Below are 15,405 nucleotides of genomic sequence, written 5' to 3' on the forward strand. Positions count from 1 at the left end.
CCGCGCCCCCCGGTCCCGGTTTGCAGCGGCGTCATCGCTGGTCGAGCGCGTGGTGGATCAATACCACGCATTGCGATGCGAACAGCATCTTCGATCCCAGCGTGATCTTCTTCGCGCCCAGGCGTTCGAGGCTGTGGAAGGTCTTTTTCGGCATCGGGATATGGTCGGTGAGCAGGAAGCACGGATTGTCATCGAACGCCTGCTCGCGCATCGATGTGCCTTTCCGGTCCATCACGAACAGCTGGTGGTCGTCGGCCAGTTCCTTCACCAGCCGCTCGAAGCTCACCGTGCGCACCGTGACGCCTGATTCCACCGGCCGCGTTTCGTCCTTGCCCATGCCCCTGGACGCGTCCAGCGCCTTCGCGATCTTGCTTAGCAATGCGCGTTCGTCGAAGCCGCCAATGTCATGCATGGCGTTGGCGTCGAAGCGGATCGTGCGGGAGAAATCCTGCGTGCTTTCCAGCACCAGGTAGACGATGACATCCGCGCGATGCGACTGGGCCACGAACACCGCGTTCATCAGCGTATGGGCCAGGATTTCGGTGTGGGCCTCCTTGCCGACCGACGCCAGCAACGCCTGGCTGTCCGTGGGGGCCGCCCGTGCTCTCAGTACGAAGGTTCGCATGTGTGTCTGACCGATTCGTGATCGCGCGCGGTATGCGGCGTGCCGCCCGTCGATTGTCCACGAATCGCACGCCATGAAGGAAGCAACGCAGGGTGGGGCCGCCGAAGGCGATTCCGTCCTGCGAGGGGGGCGTGGGCCGGAGGCTGCCGCCCGGCCACCGGTAGACTGGGTGCTTCCCCTGACCGCGTGTCGAATCGATGATCAACAACGACGTCCTGCGCAGCATCCGCTACATGCTTGATCTCGGCGACCACAAGGTAGTCGAGATCGCCCGCCTGGCCGATCCGGCCTTCGCGGTCGAAAAAGACGATGTGCGCGCCTTCCTGCTGAAAGAGGACGAGCCGGGATATCTCGCCTGCAGCGACGGCGTGCTGGCGCACTTCCTCGACGGGTTGATCGTCCACCGGCGCGGCAGGGACGAGCGCCTGCCGTCGCGGCCGGTGGAGAAGCGCATCAGCAACAACGTGGTGCTGAAGAAGCTGCGGGTGGCGTTCGAACTCAAGGACGTGGACATGCACCAGGTCTTCGCCGATGCGGGATTCCCCGTGTCAAAGCCGGAGCTGTCGGCGTTGTTCCGCCAGCCGGGACACAAGAACTTCCGCCCGTGCGGCGACCAGCTGCTGCGCAATTTCCTCAAGGGGCTGACGCTGCGCGTGCGCGGCGCATCAGGAAGCGCTGAATGATGCCGTCGTCCCGCGGCTTTCGACGGACGCATGTCCGGTCGAGCGTGGAGCCGGCGCCTTCGAGCGGTTGACGCCCAGGTCACTGGATGACCGGGCATGCGTCTGTCGAAGGCCCGCCTTCGCGGGAATGACGGGCAAAGCGCAGCTGTTCGGAATCCGTTTGGTCGCGTGCGCTCAGAAGCGCTCGCCGACCGGCAGGTAGCGCCACATCCCGACAGGCATCTTGGCCAGCGGCACCTTGCCGATGCGGATGCGCCGGATCGCCACCACGTCCAGGCCGACTTGCGCGCACATGTCGCGCAGTTGCCCGCCTTGCACGCCCTTGATCGCGAAGCGCAGGCGGATCTCGTTCTGCCAGCTGACCTTGCATGGCGGCAGCGCACGGCCGCCGTAATGCAGGCCGTGGTTGAGCTTGCGCAGGCCATAGGGCGCGATCTCGCCGCTGACCTCGACCACGAATTCCTGTTCGATCTCGTCGCGGTCTTCGGTCAGCCGGCGCCACACGCGGCCGTCCTGGGTCAGCACCATCAGGCCGCTGGCCTCGGCGTCGAGCGGCACCAGCGGCGTCAGCCGGTGGAAGTGGCGCTCGAGCAAGCGCACGCCCGAAGGATCGTCCGGCCAGCGCGTCCCGGGCTGCACCAGACCCGCCGCGGCCTTGCGGCCGCTGATCGCATCGAAGCCGACGGGCTTGTGCAGCAGCACCGTGGCCGGTTCGATCGCTTCCAGCTGTGCGGCGGGGTCGAGCGCGATGACTTCGTCCGACACCGGATGCGCCGGATCCTCGACCACGCGCCCGTTGACCGAGACCCAGCCGCCCTTGATGTATTGCTCGGCCTCGATGCGTGAGCACCGGGCCAGGTCGGCCACGCGTTTGGCCAGTCGAACCGGATCGGACATGAATCAGCGCCGGGGAATCAGGTCGCGCAGTGTACCGGGCGAGCACTCCGGCGCTTTGAAGGAAAGGGAGAAGAGGGCAGGTCGCTTCGGGATGGGGTTCGATGCCGCCTCCCGCGGCGACGCCCGCAAACCCATACGAGGCGGGCCTGGGCGCGCCGACGGATGGCCGGCGCTGGCCGTTGCATCGGGGCTTTTGCGTGAGCAGGGAAAGGGGCCGGCATCGCCATCGATACGGGCGATGGCCGGCGTCTGGCTGGCGTGGCGACCGGCGGGCTCGGCGATCACGCGGCGGCGCCGGGCGACGGCTCCGAACCTGCGACGCCGTGCCGCCGGAGAAGCGGAAGGGCCCGGGTGTCGGGGACCAACGAGCAAGGTGGGTTTGGGCCCGCCCCGCGGTCCGGAACGATCGAAGGTGGCACGGGCATGGCCGATGTCTTCGTTTCCTACTCCCGCCGCGACAAGGCGCGCGTCGCACCGCTTGTGTCCGCGATCGCGGCGCGCGGCTGGTCGGTGTGGTGGGACCCGGAGATCATTCCCGGCCAGGAGTTCGATCGCCAGATCGACGCCGAACTGAAGATCGCGGCCGCCGTGCTGGTGGTCTGGACCCCGCATTCGGTGGATTCGCGCTGGGTGCGCGGCGAGGCGCGCGATGCCGCCGATCGCGGCATCCTGGTTCCCGTGCGATTCGAGAGCGTGCCCCTGCCGATCGACGTCCGCGCAATCCACACCATCGAACTCGACGATGCGGCGGTGGCCGCCGGCGGTCCGCAACTCGATGAAATGCTGCGCGCGCTCGACGGCCGGATCTCCCGGCAACAAGGGCGCCAGCCGGAACCGGCGAAGTCCGTTCCGCTCCCTGGTGCGCCCGGCGTTGCGTCCACGCGCGTCGCCATCTGCGTGCTGCCGTTCACCGGCATGGACGGCGAGCCCGGGCAGCAGTCCCTGGGCGACGGCATCACCGAGGACATCATCACCGAGTTGTCGCGCTGGCGCTTCCTTGCGGTGCGTTCGCGCTCGGCGTCGTTCCGCCATCGGGGCGACGCCGTCGACGTGAAGGCCGTGGCCCGGGACTTGAACGTGCGCTTCATCGTGGAAGGCAGCGTCCGCCGCATGGGCGAACGCATCCGCATCACCGCGCAGCTGATCGACGCCGAAACCGGCGACCATGTCTGGGCCGAGAAGTTCGATCGCGAGTCGGCCGACATCTCTTCCATGCAGGACCAGGTCGTGCGGACGATCGTCAGCACCCTGGTCGGCCGCGTGCAGGTGTCGCATGCCGAGCGCGCGCGCAGGAACCCGGCGAACCTCGCCGCCTACGAATACGTGCTCAAGGGCAATGCATTGCGATGGGACGATCCGGGCGGCGCGGAGGAAGCGAAGCGGTTGTTCGAGAAAGCCATCGAGATCGATCCCGGCTACGGCATACCCCATGCCTTGCTGGCCGCCATCCGCTACGGGCAGTGGCGCGACGATCCCGGCGACTCGGACGCCCTGCTGGTGGAGGCGCATGCGCTGGCACGGCGGGCGGTCGAACTGGACGAGAACGACAGCACCTGTTTTTCCATGCTGGCGCAGGTCTGCCTGCTGCGGCGCTCGTTCGACATGGCGCTACAACACATGCGCCGGGCGATCGAGATCAATCCGAACAATCAATGGAACACCGCCGACATGGGCGTCGTCCTGGTCTACCTCGGCCAGCCCGAGGAGGCGTTGGTGTGGTTCAGGCGGGCCAAGGAGATCGACCCGTACTTCGACCAGCCGTGGTACTGGCGCTCGATCGGCCAGGCCCTCATGGGCCTGCATCGCGACGAGGAGGCCCTGGCGATGTTCGAGCATCTGTCCGCCAGCCACTACCGGGTTGCCGCCCTCGTCGCCTGTTGCCATGCGCGACTCGGGAACCTGGGCCGGGCCCGCGCCAGCGCATCGGCCTGCGTTGCGATGAAGCCCGATTTCTCCACGCGCCATTTCATGGCGAAAGAGCCGTTCAAGAATCCGGCCGATGCCGCGCACCTGGCCGAAAGCCTGCTGCTGGCCGGCCTGCCGGTCTGATTGCGGCGCGTTCCGATCCGCACGGCCGGGCTCGCGCCCGGTCTTCTGCCTGCACATTCCGATTCCGCTGCTTCGTGCAACAACACGCTTGCCGAATCGCGCGCTTCCACCATTGGTGTCGAGCTTCATCGTCCCGGTGCGAAGCGCGTCGCGGAAACGGGAAGCCGACCCGGGTTGTCATCCGCGTTTGATCCACTTTTAACACCGCTTTCATGCAAGGCTGGCACGGTGCAGATCCAACCCGAAGCAATGGAGTGTGCGATGAACAAGTGGTCCCTTTCTGCCTCTGCATTCCTGGTCACGGTCGCCTGCAGTACTGCCGCGCTGGCTGCCGTGCATCATTTCGACGTCATCGGAGAGTCCTACGGGCACACCAGCGAAGAGGCGATCGACAACGCATTGCGCGTGGCGGACGAGAAGTGCTACCTGAGCTGGGGACGTTCCGACCAGGACTACACGGTGCTGGCCCAGTGGGTCGATCAGGCCACGGGCTACCCGGCCGCCAGGGTGTCCCTGGGGTGCTCGGTCGAGGACTGAGCTGGAACTGCAACAACAGCAAAAACGGGGCAGGGTCGACTTTCCGGGGTGGTGAAAGCGGAAAGTCCACTCTGTCCCGTGTTTAGCCGGTTTCATGTTCCCGCCCGCCGGAAGCCGCGGGCGAGGTGTTCGAAGTCGTATCCGGTCCCGGGATAATCCTCATCGTCGATCGGACTTTGCCGTTGGTGCCAGCCTCGCCGGGGGAAGTGGAACGCATCTCATGAACACGTGCGCCAGAACGTGCGCTGGGCCGCGTCGCCGTCATGCGATTTTTAGCAACGATATGGCAGCCTGTGACGCCGGCAAGGCCGCGGACGCCCATCTCCCAGCCGCTGGCCGAGCCGCCCGCAATCTGGAGGAGGAATCGTCTTGAAGATCGTGACCAGTCTCAGCTTCCGCGGCCAGTGTCGCGAGGCGTTCGAGTTCTACGCGAAAGTACTTGGCGGCAAGATCACCGCCGCCCATCCCTACAGCGAGGCGCCGCCGGACATGCCGGTGACCGATGCGAAGTACAAGGACTGGCTGATGCATTGCTGGCTCGAGGTCGGCGACCAGGCGCTGATGGGCGCGGACATGGACGAGCAATGGGCGCCCAACATCGGCAAGCCCAAGAACGGCTTCGACGTGACCCTGCATACCGAAGATGCCGCCGAGGCGCGCCGCTGGTTCGATGCGCTGAAGGAGGGCGGCAAGGTGGTGATGGATTTCGCCGAAACGTTCTGGTCACCGGGCTACGGCAGCCTCGTCGACCGGTTCGGCGTGCCGTGGATGGTGAACACCATTCCTGCCGCGGGGTCGAAGCCGGCAAGCGCTGGCTGAAAAGCGAGCCGGGCTTCCGGCTTTCCCCGCGTTTGCGGCTGGAACAACCCGGCCGGATGCGTGCATGGTGTCAGGCGTGAGGCCAGCCCAACTGGCCCATGCGCGCGCCGGGATCACGCTTGCCGGCATCCCGTGTTCGATACGCCTGCTTGCCCGATCAGGCCCAGTCGTAGGTGATCGTCACGCCATCGTCGCCGAGCTGCGCCGGGACGCCCTGGCGATTCATCTCCGCGCACAGGGCCTCGGCGACCTCGGGATCGTTCATCACCAGGGTGCCGCGCTGGCCGAGGTCTTCGTGGTTGACGCCTGGGTCGGTGCGGATCGCGAGGTTCCAGAAGTGCCTGCCGTCGGTGCCGTCGGCGCCCCTGCCGTCATTGGTGAAGTACACCTCGCCGGTGCGCGTGTCGTAGATCTCCTGGGTCATCTGGATCTGGCTTTCGCCGGCGGCCGAGGAGTAGTAGCCGGGGATGCGTTCGAGCAGGTCCCCCAGCGCGCCGCGCTCGCCGGTCCCGTTGGTGTAGAAGCCGATCTCACCGCCGAACGCGCCGCCGTTGCCGTAGCTGCCGCGCCACAGTTCGAGCCTGTATTCGACGCCGTTGGCTTCGAACTCGATGACCTCGTCGTCGAGGTCCATGCCGAGCAGCTTGCCGACCTTGTCGTAGGCGTCGTGGAACCCGAAGTAGCTCTGCATCGAGCTCTCGTTGGTGGTGTAGAAGTCCCCGTCCGGGACGTACTCGAAGCCGAATGCCTGGCCGATCGCGCCCGCGACCATGGGGTTGCCCATGGCGACATCGATGACATCGCCGATGCCTTCCTGCAGGCCGGGGATGAGCGCGGTTTGGTCCGCGAAACTGGGCCCGTCCGGGCCCGCGAGCCAGTCGAGGAAATCCGCCCCGGTCGGTTGTTGGTGCAACTGCGTCAGGATCTCCTGCCCCAGCGCGACGTTGTGCCCGACGATGTCCGCGGCCACGTTGACGACGCCTTCCTCGAGGACGGCATCGACCACGTCGTTCGTCGCATCGAGCGCGGCGCCGCCCACCTCGCCGGCGGCTTCGGCCACGTCCTTGGCGACGCCGGCCACGTTGTTCGCGGTGTTGACCACGTCGTCCTGGATCGGGCGGACGTTGTGGTCATAGAACTGGCGGATGGAGTCGAGCAGACCCATGGCGGAGACCTCGATGACGCTGGATGCGGGACTTCAGGACTCCAGTGTTGTGGCTGGCCCATCGCGGCAAAAGCTGGGGGAAACCCTTGAATTCGCTGTGGAAGCGGAGCGGCGAGGTGATCTCGACGCTGTAGCCGGTGTTGTGATCGAGGCGGATGGAGCGAGGGAGCATCGCGCACCTTTCGCATCGGCCGGTTCCACCGGGCCGCGTATCGGGGCAGATGCGCAATGGCCACGGTTTCGGCCCGGGGCCACCGATGGTCCTGCGTTTTTCAGCGTTCTTCCGGGGCCGGCTTTGCGGGATCTACGTCGCCGGCCAGCGTCCAGACGATGTCGCGGCCCTGCGGGTCGCGGCTGAGGTGGAAGTACGCGGGCGCGTCGGGTGCGAATGTCCCGTGCGCTTGCGGTGCGCGGGCGTTCGCGCCGCCAGGCGGCACGGGATCGAACGGCACGATGTACAGGCCGGAGGCGTCGATGTTGCGGCGTGCGGGCCTGTCGCCCAGGTCGCCGATCTCGGTGATGGTGCCGCCGCGTTCGAGCAGCGGACGTTCGAAATCGACCAGCAGGTCCAACTTGGCAGGCGGCTGCCCGGGCAATGCCAGCGTGCCGCCGGTGATCCGCAGGTCGGGCCAGGCCTTGCCGTTCTCGGGCAGCTCCTCGTAGCGCGCGCGCGGCAGGCCGGCGTGCGCGCCGGTGGCGATGGCGTCGAGTGCGCCGACCAGGGCGAGGAAGTTCAGCTTGCGCAGGCGCTGCTTCTGCAGGTCGCCCTCGATGCCGCCCGATTCGATCAGCACCGTCGACACGCCGGCTTTCGCAGTGAGGTCCCCGAATGCGCGCGGGTTGAAGGTGTCGTCCCATTTGGCGATGTAGCCGCTGATGTAGGGCTCGAGCACGGCGCGGATCGCCACCGCTACTTCGATGGCGCGCGCGCGGCTCGCATTCACTTCGCGGGCTTCGTTGTAGGCCGGGGCGAGCAGGGCGATGGCGGTGCCGCGGTCGGAGTCGCCGGCGCGGGTGCCCACGTTCTGGTCGTGGAGATTGAAGCCGAACGCGGGCTTCACGCGCTCGCGCAGGTCGTGCAGCGCGCGCGCTTCCGGGGAGGCCAATGCGCGGGCATCGCGGTTGATGTCGATGCCCTGCGCGTTGCGGCGCTGGAAGCGCGCCGCGCCGTCGGGGTTCATGACCGGCAGGAAATGCAGGGTGGTGGCTTCGCGCAGGCGCTGCACGATCGGGTTGTCGGCGTGCTCGCCGAGGAAGCGGAACAGGTCGGCGATTGCCATCGATGCGGTGCTCTCGTCGCCGTGCATCTGCGACCACAGCAGCACGCGGGTGTCGCCTTCGCCCCACGACACATGGCGCAGCGGGCGGCCTTCCGCGCTGCGGCCGACTTCCTCGCTCTGGAAGCCACGCGCTTGCGTCGCCAGCGGCCCCGCGACGTCCCACCAGTGCTCCGGCGAAAACGCCCGGTCTTCCAGGCCCACGACCCGGACGCGCGTGTCGTACAGCGCATCGAGTTCATGGAGCCATGCGGGCGGTGGCGGCATCGCGCCGGCAGTGGCGGACTTCGAAGCGGCTTCGGCTTCGCGGGCGCCGGACACGTTCGGCAACAGCAGGGGCAACAACAGCAGGGACAGCGTGAGGACGCGAGGCATGGCGGTGATGCTCCATAACGGGCACGTCGCATGCTCAGAGGCGCTGCGCGCATTGTCAAACGACATCATCAGGAAAGTCATTTCTCCCTTTGCTCCGGGAGTGCGGCACGTTTTCCCGGAACCCCATTGCGCTAATCTGGCCAGCATCCCGACCGGCAGGCCATGCAATGGACAGACGAAATTTCATCGGAAGCGCTGCGCTCGCGGCGCTGTTGCCGTTCGTGGGCAGCGGCAGTGCGAATGCGGCCGCCCCGCGCCGGCGATTGCTGCCGGCGGCGCTGAACCCGGGCGACACGGTCGCGCTGGTCAGTCCGTCCTCGGCCACGGATGCGCGGCTCAGCCTGCAGCTCGCCCGTGAAGCGATGCAGGCGCTGGGCTTCAAGGTGAAGACCGGCGAGCATTACGCATCGCGATACGGCCACCTGGCGGGCACCGACGCCGGGCGCGCCGGCGACCTCAATGCGATGTTCGCCGACGACGAGGTCAAGGCCATCATCTGCGTCCGCGGCGGCTCCGGCGCCGCGCGGCTGCTGCCGCTGCTCGACTATGACGCCATCCGCGCCCATCCCAAGGTGCTGCTCGGCTACTCCGACATCACCGCGCTGCACAACGCGATCCTCGCGCAGGCCGGGCTGGTCACCTTCCATGGCCCCATCGGCGCCGGCAGCTGGAACCGTTTCAACGTCGACCAGTTCCGGCGCGTGTTCTTCGACCGCGAACTGATGCAGTACCGCAACGTGGTCGAAGCCGGCGACGAGCTGGTGCCGCGCAAGCACCGCACGCTCACCATCACCGGCGGCAAGGCGCGGGGCGAGCTGGTCGGCGGCAACCTGTCGGTACTGGTGGCCTTGGCCGGGTCGCCGTACCTGCCCGATTTCACCGGCAAGATCCTGTTCCTGGAAGACGTGTCCGAAGCGCCGTACCGCATCGACCGCATGCTCACTACGCTGAAGCTGATGGGCGCGCTGGACGCGATCGCCGGCTTCGTGTTCGGCGAATGCACCGATTGCGGTCCCGGCGAAGGCTATGGCTCGCTGACCCTGGACCAGATCTTCGACGACCACATCAAGCCGCTGGGCATCCCCGCCTACCGTGGCGCGATGATCGGCCACATCCGCGAGCAGTTCATCGTGCCCGTCGGCGGCAAGGTGGAACTGGATGCCGATGCCGGGACTTTCCGCATGCTGGAGCCGGTGTTTCCACAGGCATAGGTCCGTCCCTGATGGCGGACCTGTTCGCCCTGGCGTTTAGTTTCCAGCAGCCCGCACACACGAAGCTGATCGGCAGCGCGTTCCGCCGTCTCGGACGATTGCGTTGACGTCGATCGCGAAGCGGTTGCAGTCCGGACTGCAGGATTGCAGCAGCCCCCATTTGTCGTCGCGATGTGACCCGGCGAACCGCGTCCGCTAAGGTGGCCGGCACTCATGGCAGCGGAGTGCACGGCGATGCGGCAGCCGATCTGGTCCAGGCGCAAGGTGTTGGGCGCGATGGTGGCAGGCGGCGCCTGCGCGCTGGCGCCACCGGTGCTGGGCGGGCCGCCCGGTGCGGGATCGCCGGTGCGCGGATGGCTGTTGCGCGACGTGCTGCTGGTCGACGGCACCGGCAAGCCGGGCCGGCGTACCGACGTGCTGGTGCGCGGCGACCGCATCGAGCGGATCGGCGCGCTGTCCGGCCGCGATGCGCGCGGGCTGCGCGTGGTCGAAGGCGGCGGTCGCGTGCTGGCGCCGGGATTCATCGACCTGCACACGCATGGCGATCCGCTCGAAGACGCATTCACGCCATACCTCGCGATGGGCGTGACCACGGTGGTGCTGGGGCAGGACGGCGGCAGCCCGGCGCTGGCGGACACGCGCAACGCCGCGGACAGCCTGCCCGCGTGGATCGCCGCGGTCGATCGCGCCACGCCCGACATCAACATTGCCACCTTGTCCGGCCACGGCACGCTGCGCCGCCGCGCCGGCATCGACGACGGTACGCGCCGGCCTTCGGACGCGCAGTTGGCGCGGATGCAGGCGATCCTCGAACACGACCTGCGCGCCGGTGCGTACGGCATGTCCAGCGGGCTGGAGTACGTGCCCGGCCGTTACGCGGAAATGCGCGAACTCGCCAGCCTGGGCCCGGTGATCGCCCGCTTCAACGGCGTGGCGATGAGCCACATGCGCTCGGAGGACGCGGACGACGTGCGTGATTCCATCCGCGAACTGGTCGTCGCCAGCGGCCCGGCGCGCGCGCACGTGTCGCACCTGAAGATGGTGTACGGCAAGGGCGAGGCCGCGGCCGGGGAGCTGCTCGCCTTCCTCGACACGCTGCGCGGGCCGCGACAGCCGCTGACCGCCGACGCCTATCCATACGAGGCCAGCTATACCGGGGTCGCGATCCTGTTCCCCGAATGGGCCTTGCCGCCGACCGATTACGCCGGCGTGCTGCAATCGCGCCGCGACGAGCTTCGCGCGTACCTGCAACAACGCATGGAGAAACGTGGGGGGCCGGGCGCGCTGCTGTTCGGCACCGGGCCGCACGCCGGCAAGACGTTGGAGCAGGTCGCGGCGGCGCAGGACAAGCCGTTCGCCGATGCGTTGCTCGAGATCGGCCCCGGTGGCGGCCAGGCCGCGCACTTCGTGATGGACCGGGCGCTGCAGGACCGGTTGCTGCTGGATCCGCGGGTGACGGTCGCGTCCGATGGTTCGCCCGGCGGCAGCCATCCGCGGGGTGCCGGCACGTTCGCAAAGTGGATCGAGGAATTCGTGGTCCGCACGCCGCGGGTGCCGCTGGAGGAAGCCGTGCGCAAGGCGACGGCGCTGCCGGCCTCGATCCTCGGCCTGTCCGATCGCGGCATCCTTCGCACAGGGGCCAGGGCCGACCTGGTGCTGTTCGACCCGGCCAGGGTGCGGGCGCACGCGGACTACGTGCACCCGACGCGCATGGCAGAGGGTTTCGACCTGGTGGTGGTGAACGGCCAGCCCGCCTTCGAAGCCGGCGAGCCCGTGGCGCGCGCCGGGCGGATGCTGCGCCGCGCGTGATCGCACGGATGGGGGGCTGGCGGAAGCCGGTCTGCCCCCGGGGCGCAGCGTCAGCACGCAAGCTTTGGCTCACGCAAGCCTTGGCTGAAGACGGACAGCCTGGTTCGTACTGTCGATTTCGCGGCGTCCGGTTCGTCGATCTGGAGAACCATGCCCGCAATCGAAGGAGTCCGACATGATCAAGCTCTACGGAGCACCCCCGACCCGCGCCCTGCGCGTCATCTGGTTGCTCAACGAACTGGGCCTGGAATACGAGATGTTGCCGGTGGACATCATGCAAGGCGAGAACAGGCAACCGGGCCTGCTTGCCCTCAACCCCGCCGCCAAGGTCCCGGTGCTGGTCGACGGTGACGTCGTGCTGACGGAGTCCGCCGCGATCCAGCTCTACCTGGCCGACAAGCACCGCGAGGCGGGCTTCATTCCCGACACCGTGGAGGACAGGGCCCGGATGTATCGCTGGCTCTTCTTCCTGGTTACCGAGATCGAGCAGCCGCTGTGGCGCATCGCGCGGCACGGTTTCATCTACCCGGAAGAGAAGCGCTTGCCCCGGGACGCCGACCTGGCCAGGCAGGAGTGCATGGAGATGGTGGCCGTGCTCGAGCGACACATGGTCGGGCGCGAGTTCATGGTGGGCGACCGGGTCAGCGTGGCCGACTTCAACGCCGCGCACACGCTCGACTGGGCGAACGGAGCAGGGATGCTCGGCGACGCGCCGAGGTTGCGGGCGTACCTCGAGGCCATGTACGCCCGCCCCGCGGCTCCGCCCACCATTGCCGAAGTGCTTGCGCGGGAAAGTCAGCCCATCGCTCGGTAGCCCGACAGGGAGTTGCTTCGTCCCGATGGCCTCCATCCTGCTCGCCCGGGGCGCGTGGGCTGGAGGCTACGACGCCGGCGCGCGCGTCCACGGACGCCGGGTCGGGCTCGTCGCTGCAAGGCCGTGCGGACGCACGCCGGACGCGAAGCTGCGGTTTCGCTATGTTAATGTCCGGCTGCTCCGAAGGTCGGTGGAGGACTTGCCCACCCGCCGGGGCGATTGCCGTTGTGAACACAGTGCCGCCGCCGGATGTCGCGGGCGCGCGGTGACCGATGCCGGGTTTTTTTCAGGGGGAATGACATGTCGAAACTGCTTGATCTGATGAGGAAGCTCGGCAGCGATGCCGCGCTGGCGGCGGAGTACGGGGAGGACCCGGAGGCGGTGTTGCGTCGCGCCGGGGTGTCCGACGAGGAGCGCAGGGCGATGCTGGAGAGTGATTACGCGGCAGTGGGGAAGCTCACTGGGCTGGCGGAGGGACAGTACGCCACCAATCACACCATCAAGGCCTACGACAAGTAGCTGTCGGTCTCCATCGCAAGACGCCTGCTCATGTTCCGGCCGTTCGTGATCGCATTGCTGTGGCTGGCGTTCGCCTGCGCGCCGGCTGCCGTCGCGCAGGCGCCAGTCGTGGCGCAGTCGCCAGCCACTGAGGCATCGCCTGCGGACGCGGCGGCACTGGAGGCGAAGGTCCAGGAGATCGAGCAGCTCGCGGTCACCGCGCACTGGAGCAAATCGGACGCGAAGATCGCGGCCCTGGCGCCGCAGCGCAGTGCGCTCACGCCGCTGCAGCGGCATCGCATCGATTTCGTCCGCCTGCGCAACCGCGCTCTGGCCGGTGACCAGCCCGCGGCGCTGAAGGGCCTGGCCGAGTTGTTGAAGCAGGACCTGCCGGTGCCGCTGCGCGTGCGCGTCTACACCACGGCCACGGGGGTCGCCGCCAACCTCGAAGACTGGCCGCTGGCGTTCGCCTGGCTCAACGATGGCCTGAAGTACCTGCACGAAAGCCCCGTGGAATCGGCCCGGTTGCTCGGTGCCGCCAGCTACCTGCATACGCTGGTCGGCGAGACCGGGCGGGCGCGGGAGCTGGCGCTGCAGGCCCTGCACATCGTCGAAAAGGGGGACGATCCGCGCGCGCTGTGCCTGGCCCTGAGCGACGTGGCGCTGGCCGAAGACCATGCGGGCCATTTCAGCGAGGCGGAGAAATGGCGCCATCGCCAGATCGATGCCTGCGTCCGTGCCGGCGATCCGGTCTTCGCCGCCAACGGCAAGTACGGCGTGGGCAAGATGGTCGCCGCCCAAGGGCGACACACGGAGGCATTGAAGTGGGGGCGCGAGGCGCTCTCGGAGTTCGAGGCCGTGGGTTACGCGGCAGGGGCGTACAGCGCCAGGCTCGTCATTGCCGAAAGCCTGATCGCTTCGAATCGACAACTCGACCAGGCCCAGGCAATGCTGGTCGACACCCTTCGCTACTACCGGGGACAGAAATCCGACCTGGCCATTGCAGAGACCGAACGGTTGCTTGCCAAGCTGGCCGAAAAGCGCGGCGACACCGCCGCGGCGCTGGCCCACACCAAACAGGCCATGGCGGTGTCGGAAGCGGTCGAGGTCGTGTCCCGCGAACGCCGGCTGGCCTACCTGCAGGTGCAGTTCGACACCAGGCTGAAGGAACAGCAGATCGCGCTGCTCGAAGCCGAGAAGCAGGTCGCCGCCCTGCAGGTCACCGCGACCAAGCGCTGGCAATGGCTGCTGGGCCTGGGCGTGGCCGGGCTGCTGGTCACCGCGATCCTGCTGTCGGTGCTGCTGCGCCGGTCGTTCCGCCAGCGCCGTCGTTACCGCTGGCTGTCCGAGCACGACAGCCTGACCCGGCTGCTCAACTACCAGCAGGTGCGCAAGCTCGGCGAGGAAGCCTTCGCGCGTGCCCGCGATACCGGGCGGCCGTTCACCGCGATCGTGGCCGACATCGACCTGTTCAAGCAGGTCAACGACCGCCATGGCCATGCCGCCGGCGACGAGGCGCTGCGTTCGCTGGGCGCATGGATCGGTGAAACCGTCGGCGGCAATGCCATTGCCGGGCGCAGCGGCGGCGACGAATTCACCATCCTGCTCGAGGCCGACGCGGCTGAAGCCGAGGCGATGATGCAACGCCTGCGCGACCGGATCGAACCGGTCACCGTGTTCGGGCAGACGTTCCGCATCAACATCAGCTCCGGGGTCTGCCAGGCCGACGGGAATGCCGCCACGCTGGAGCAGTTGATCCACGAGGCGGACCAGGCCCTGTACCGGGCCAAGGACGAAGGCCGCGACCGGGTGGTCCGCGTGGGTGATGTCGCCGTTGCGCCGACGGCGGGCCTGGTGGTGGTGGGCAGCGGCATCCAGTTCGGCCGCCACGCCAGCGAGCGCTGCCTGTCGGAAATCCGCGAGGCCCAGGTGGTGTTCTGCCTGGCCGACCCGTTCGCGCTGGCGATGATCCACGGCTTCCGCCCGGACGTGATCAACCTGGGCACCCATTACGCCCCCGGCAAGGACCGGCGCCAGACCTACCGCGAGATCGACGCGGCGATCATGGCCGAGGTCCGCGCCGGCAAGCAGGTGTGCGCGGTGTTCTACGGCCATCCGGGCGTGTTCGCCGACGTGCCGCACGAGGTGATTCGCAAGGCCCGCGCCGAAGGCATCCCGGCGCGCATGGAGCCGGGGATTTCCGCCGAGGCCTGCCTGTACGCCGACCTCGGCATCGACCCGGGCCATCGCGGCGTGCAATCGATGGAGGCGACCCATTTCCTCGTATACGACCGCCAGCCCGACACCGCCGGCCTGGTGCTGCTGTGGCAGGTGGCGCTGTCCGGAGACCTGTCCTGCAGCCGCCTGCACGCCGAGCGCGATGGCGTGCAGGCGCTGGTCGACAAGCTGCTGCGCTGGTACCCGCCCGACCACGAGGTGATCCTCTACGAAGCCGCGCGGCTGCCGATCGAAACCCCGCGCGCCGATCGCCTTGCGCTGCGCGACCTGCCCACGGCGCATTACGAGGAGTACACCACGCTCGTGATCCCGCCGCTGGACGAGCTGCGGGACGACCCGGAACGGCCGGCCGGCGCCTGAGTCGGAACGTGCACGGCGGCCGGGTGTGCGGCTGCGGTGCAGTGGGCT

At 68.0% G+C, this 15,405-nt stretch carries 13 protein-coding genes; 9 read left to right on the forward strand and 4 right to left on the reverse strand.

The window, feature by feature from the left end; translation table 11 throughout:
• Positions 1-31: 31 nt before the first annotated feature.
• The gene (gene trmY / locus ACTJIL_RS03360) at positions 32-625 is read right to left on the reverse strand and encodes a tRNA (pseudouridine(54)-N(1))-methyltransferase TrmY (protein WP_440754181.1); all 594 of its coding nucleotides are present in this window, start codon (positions 623-625) and stop codon (positions 32-34) included.
• A gap of 197 nt (positions 626-822) precedes the next feature.
• Here trmY and ACTJIL_RS03365 point away from each other — a divergent pair, with 197 nt between their 5' ends.
• On the forward strand, positions 823-1,308 hold the full coding sequence (locus tag ACTJIL_RS03365; RefSeq protein WP_440754182.1) for a DUF1456 family protein: 486 nt from the start codon (positions 823-825) through the stop codon (positions 1,306-1,308).
• Between the two features lie 174 nt (positions 1,309-1,482).
• Here ACTJIL_RS03365 and ACTJIL_RS03370 read toward each other — a convergent pair whose 3' ends face one another.
• Positions 1,483-2,205: an rRNA pseudouridine synthase gene (locus ACTJIL_RS03370; protein WP_440754183.1), complete on the reverse strand. Its 723-nt coding sequence runs from the start codon at positions 2,203-2,205 to the stop codon at positions 1,483-1,485.
• Between the two features lie 423 nt (positions 2,206-2,628).
• Between ACTJIL_RS03370 and ACTJIL_RS03375 the strand changes: the two genes are divergently transcribed.
• From ACTJIL_RS03375 to ACTJIL_RS03385, 3 genes are all read left to right on the forward strand, one after another.
• Positions 2,629-4,254 carry a TIR domain-containing protein gene (locus ACTJIL_RS03375; protein ID WP_440754184.1) on the forward strand — a complete coding sequence of 542 codons (1,626 nt, stop codon included), beginning with the start codon at positions 2,629-2,631 and terminating at the stop codon, positions 4,252-4,254.
• 261 nt (positions 4,255-4,515) lie between these two features.
• Positions 4,516-4,791 carry a hypothetical protein gene (locus tag ACTJIL_RS03380; protein ID WP_440754185.1) on the forward strand — a complete coding sequence of 92 codons (276 nt, stop codon included), beginning with the start codon at positions 4,516-4,518 and terminating at the stop codon, positions 4,789-4,791.
• Between the two features lie 378 nt (positions 4,792-5,169).
• Positions 5,170-5,610, forward strand: coding sequence for a VOC family protein (locus tag ACTJIL_RS03385; RefSeq protein ID WP_440755828.1), 441 nt, complete (start codon positions 5,170-5,172; stop codon positions 5,608-5,610).
• A 157-nt stretch (positions 5,611-5,767) separates the two neighbouring features.
• Here the strand turns inward: ACTJIL_RS03385 and ACTJIL_RS03390 are convergent, their stop codons facing one another.
• The gene (locus tag ACTJIL_RS03390; RefSeq protein WP_440754186.1) at positions 5,768-6,775 is read right to left on the reverse strand and encodes a DUF4474 domain-containing protein; all 1,008 of its coding nucleotides are present in this window, start codon (positions 6,773-6,775) and stop codon (positions 5,768-5,770) included.
• Between the two features lie 272 nt (positions 6,776-7,047).
• Positions 7,048-8,427: a M14 family zinc carboxypeptidase gene (locus tag ACTJIL_RS03395; protein WP_440754187.1), complete on the reverse strand. Its 1,380-nt coding sequence runs from the start codon at positions 8,425-8,427 to the stop codon at positions 7,048-7,050.
• A 167-nt stretch (positions 8,428-8,594) separates the two neighbouring features.
• Between ACTJIL_RS03395 and ACTJIL_RS03400 the strand changes: the two genes are divergently transcribed.
• The 5 genes from ACTJIL_RS03400 (at position 8,595) to ACTJIL_RS03420 (ending at position 15,357) form a co-directional block, all read left to right on the forward strand.
• Positions 8,595-9,638, forward strand: coding sequence for a S66 peptidase family protein (locus ACTJIL_RS03400; RefSeq protein ID WP_440754188.1), 1,044 nt, complete (start codon positions 8,595-8,597; stop codon positions 9,636-9,638).
• A gap of 234 nt (positions 9,639-9,872) precedes the next feature.
• On the forward strand, positions 9,873-11,447 hold the full coding sequence (locus ACTJIL_RS03405) for an N-acyl-D-amino-acid deacylase family protein (RefSeq protein WP_440754189.1): 1,575 nt from the start codon (positions 9,873-9,875) through the stop codon (positions 11,445-11,447).
• A gap of 175 nt (positions 11,448-11,622) precedes the next feature.
• Positions 11,623-12,261 carry a glutathione S-transferase family protein gene (locus ACTJIL_RS03410; protein WP_440754190.1) on the forward strand — a complete coding sequence of 213 codons (639 nt, stop codon included), beginning with the start codon at positions 11,623-11,625 and terminating at the stop codon, positions 12,259-12,261.
• A 300-nt stretch (positions 12,262-12,561) separates the two neighbouring features.
• On the forward strand, positions 12,562-12,780 hold the full coding sequence (locus ACTJIL_RS03415; RefSeq protein WP_440754191.1) for a hypothetical protein: 219 nt from the start codon (positions 12,562-12,564) through the stop codon (positions 12,778-12,780).
• A 30-nt stretch (positions 12,781-12,810) separates the two neighbouring features.
• Positions 12,811-15,357, forward strand: a complete 2,547-nt coding sequence (locus tag ACTJIL_RS03420) for a diguanylate cyclase (RefSeq protein ID WP_440754192.1) — start codon at positions 12,811-12,813, stop codon at positions 15,355-15,357.
• Positions 15,358-15,405: the final 48 nt, after the last annotated feature.

The sequence above is a fragment of the Luteimonas sp. 22616 genome (genome assembly GCF_052044325.1).
Lineage (GTDB): Bacteria > Pseudomonadota > Gammaproteobacteria > Xanthomonadales > Xanthomonadaceae > Luteimonas.

Coding starts and splice junctions, on each gene's coding strand:
- trmY (WP_440754181.1), bottom strand. CDS start 625: ATGCGAACCTTCGTACTGAGAGCACGGGCGGCCCCCACGGACAGCCAG.
- ACTJIL_RS03365 (WP_440754182.1), top strand. CDS start 823: ATGATCAACAACGACGTCCTGCGCAGCATCCGCTACATGCTTGATCTC.
- ACTJIL_RS03370 (WP_440754183.1), bottom strand. CDS start 2,205: ATGTCCGATCCGGTTCGACTGGCCAAACGCGTGGCCGACCTGGCCCGG.
- ACTJIL_RS03375 (WP_440754184.1), top strand. CDS start 2,629: ATGGCCGATGTCTTCGTTTCCTACTCCCGCCGCGACAAGGCGCGCGTC.
- ACTJIL_RS03380 (WP_440754185.1), top strand. CDS start 4,516: ATGAACAAGTGGTCCCTTTCTGCCTCTGCATTCCTGGTCACGGTCGCC.
- ACTJIL_RS03390 (WP_440754186.1), bottom strand. CDS start 6,775: ATGGGTCTGCTCGACTCCATCCGCCAGTTCTATGACCACAACGTCCGC.
- ACTJIL_RS03395 (WP_440754187.1), bottom strand. CDS start 8,427: ATGCCTCGCGTCCTCACGCTGTCCCTGCTGTTGTTGCCCCTGCTGTTG.
- ACTJIL_RS03400 (WP_440754188.1), top strand. CDS start 8,595: ATGGACAGACGAAATTTCATCGGAAGCGCTGCGCTCGCGGCGCTGTTG.
- ACTJIL_RS03405 (WP_440754189.1), top strand. CDS start 9,873: ATGCGGCAGCCGATCTGGTCCAGGCGCAAGGTGTTGGGCGCGATGGTG.
- ACTJIL_RS03410 (WP_440754190.1), top strand. CDS start 11,623: ATGATCAAGCTCTACGGAGCACCCCCGACCCGCGCCCTGCGCGTCATC.
- ACTJIL_RS03415 (WP_440754191.1), top strand. CDS start 12,562: ATGTCGAAACTGCTTGATCTGATGAGGAAGCTCGGCAGCGATGCCGCG.
- ACTJIL_RS03420 (WP_440754192.1), top strand. CDS start 12,811: ATGTTCCGGCCGTTCGTGATCGCATTGCTGTGGCTGGCGTTCGCCTGC.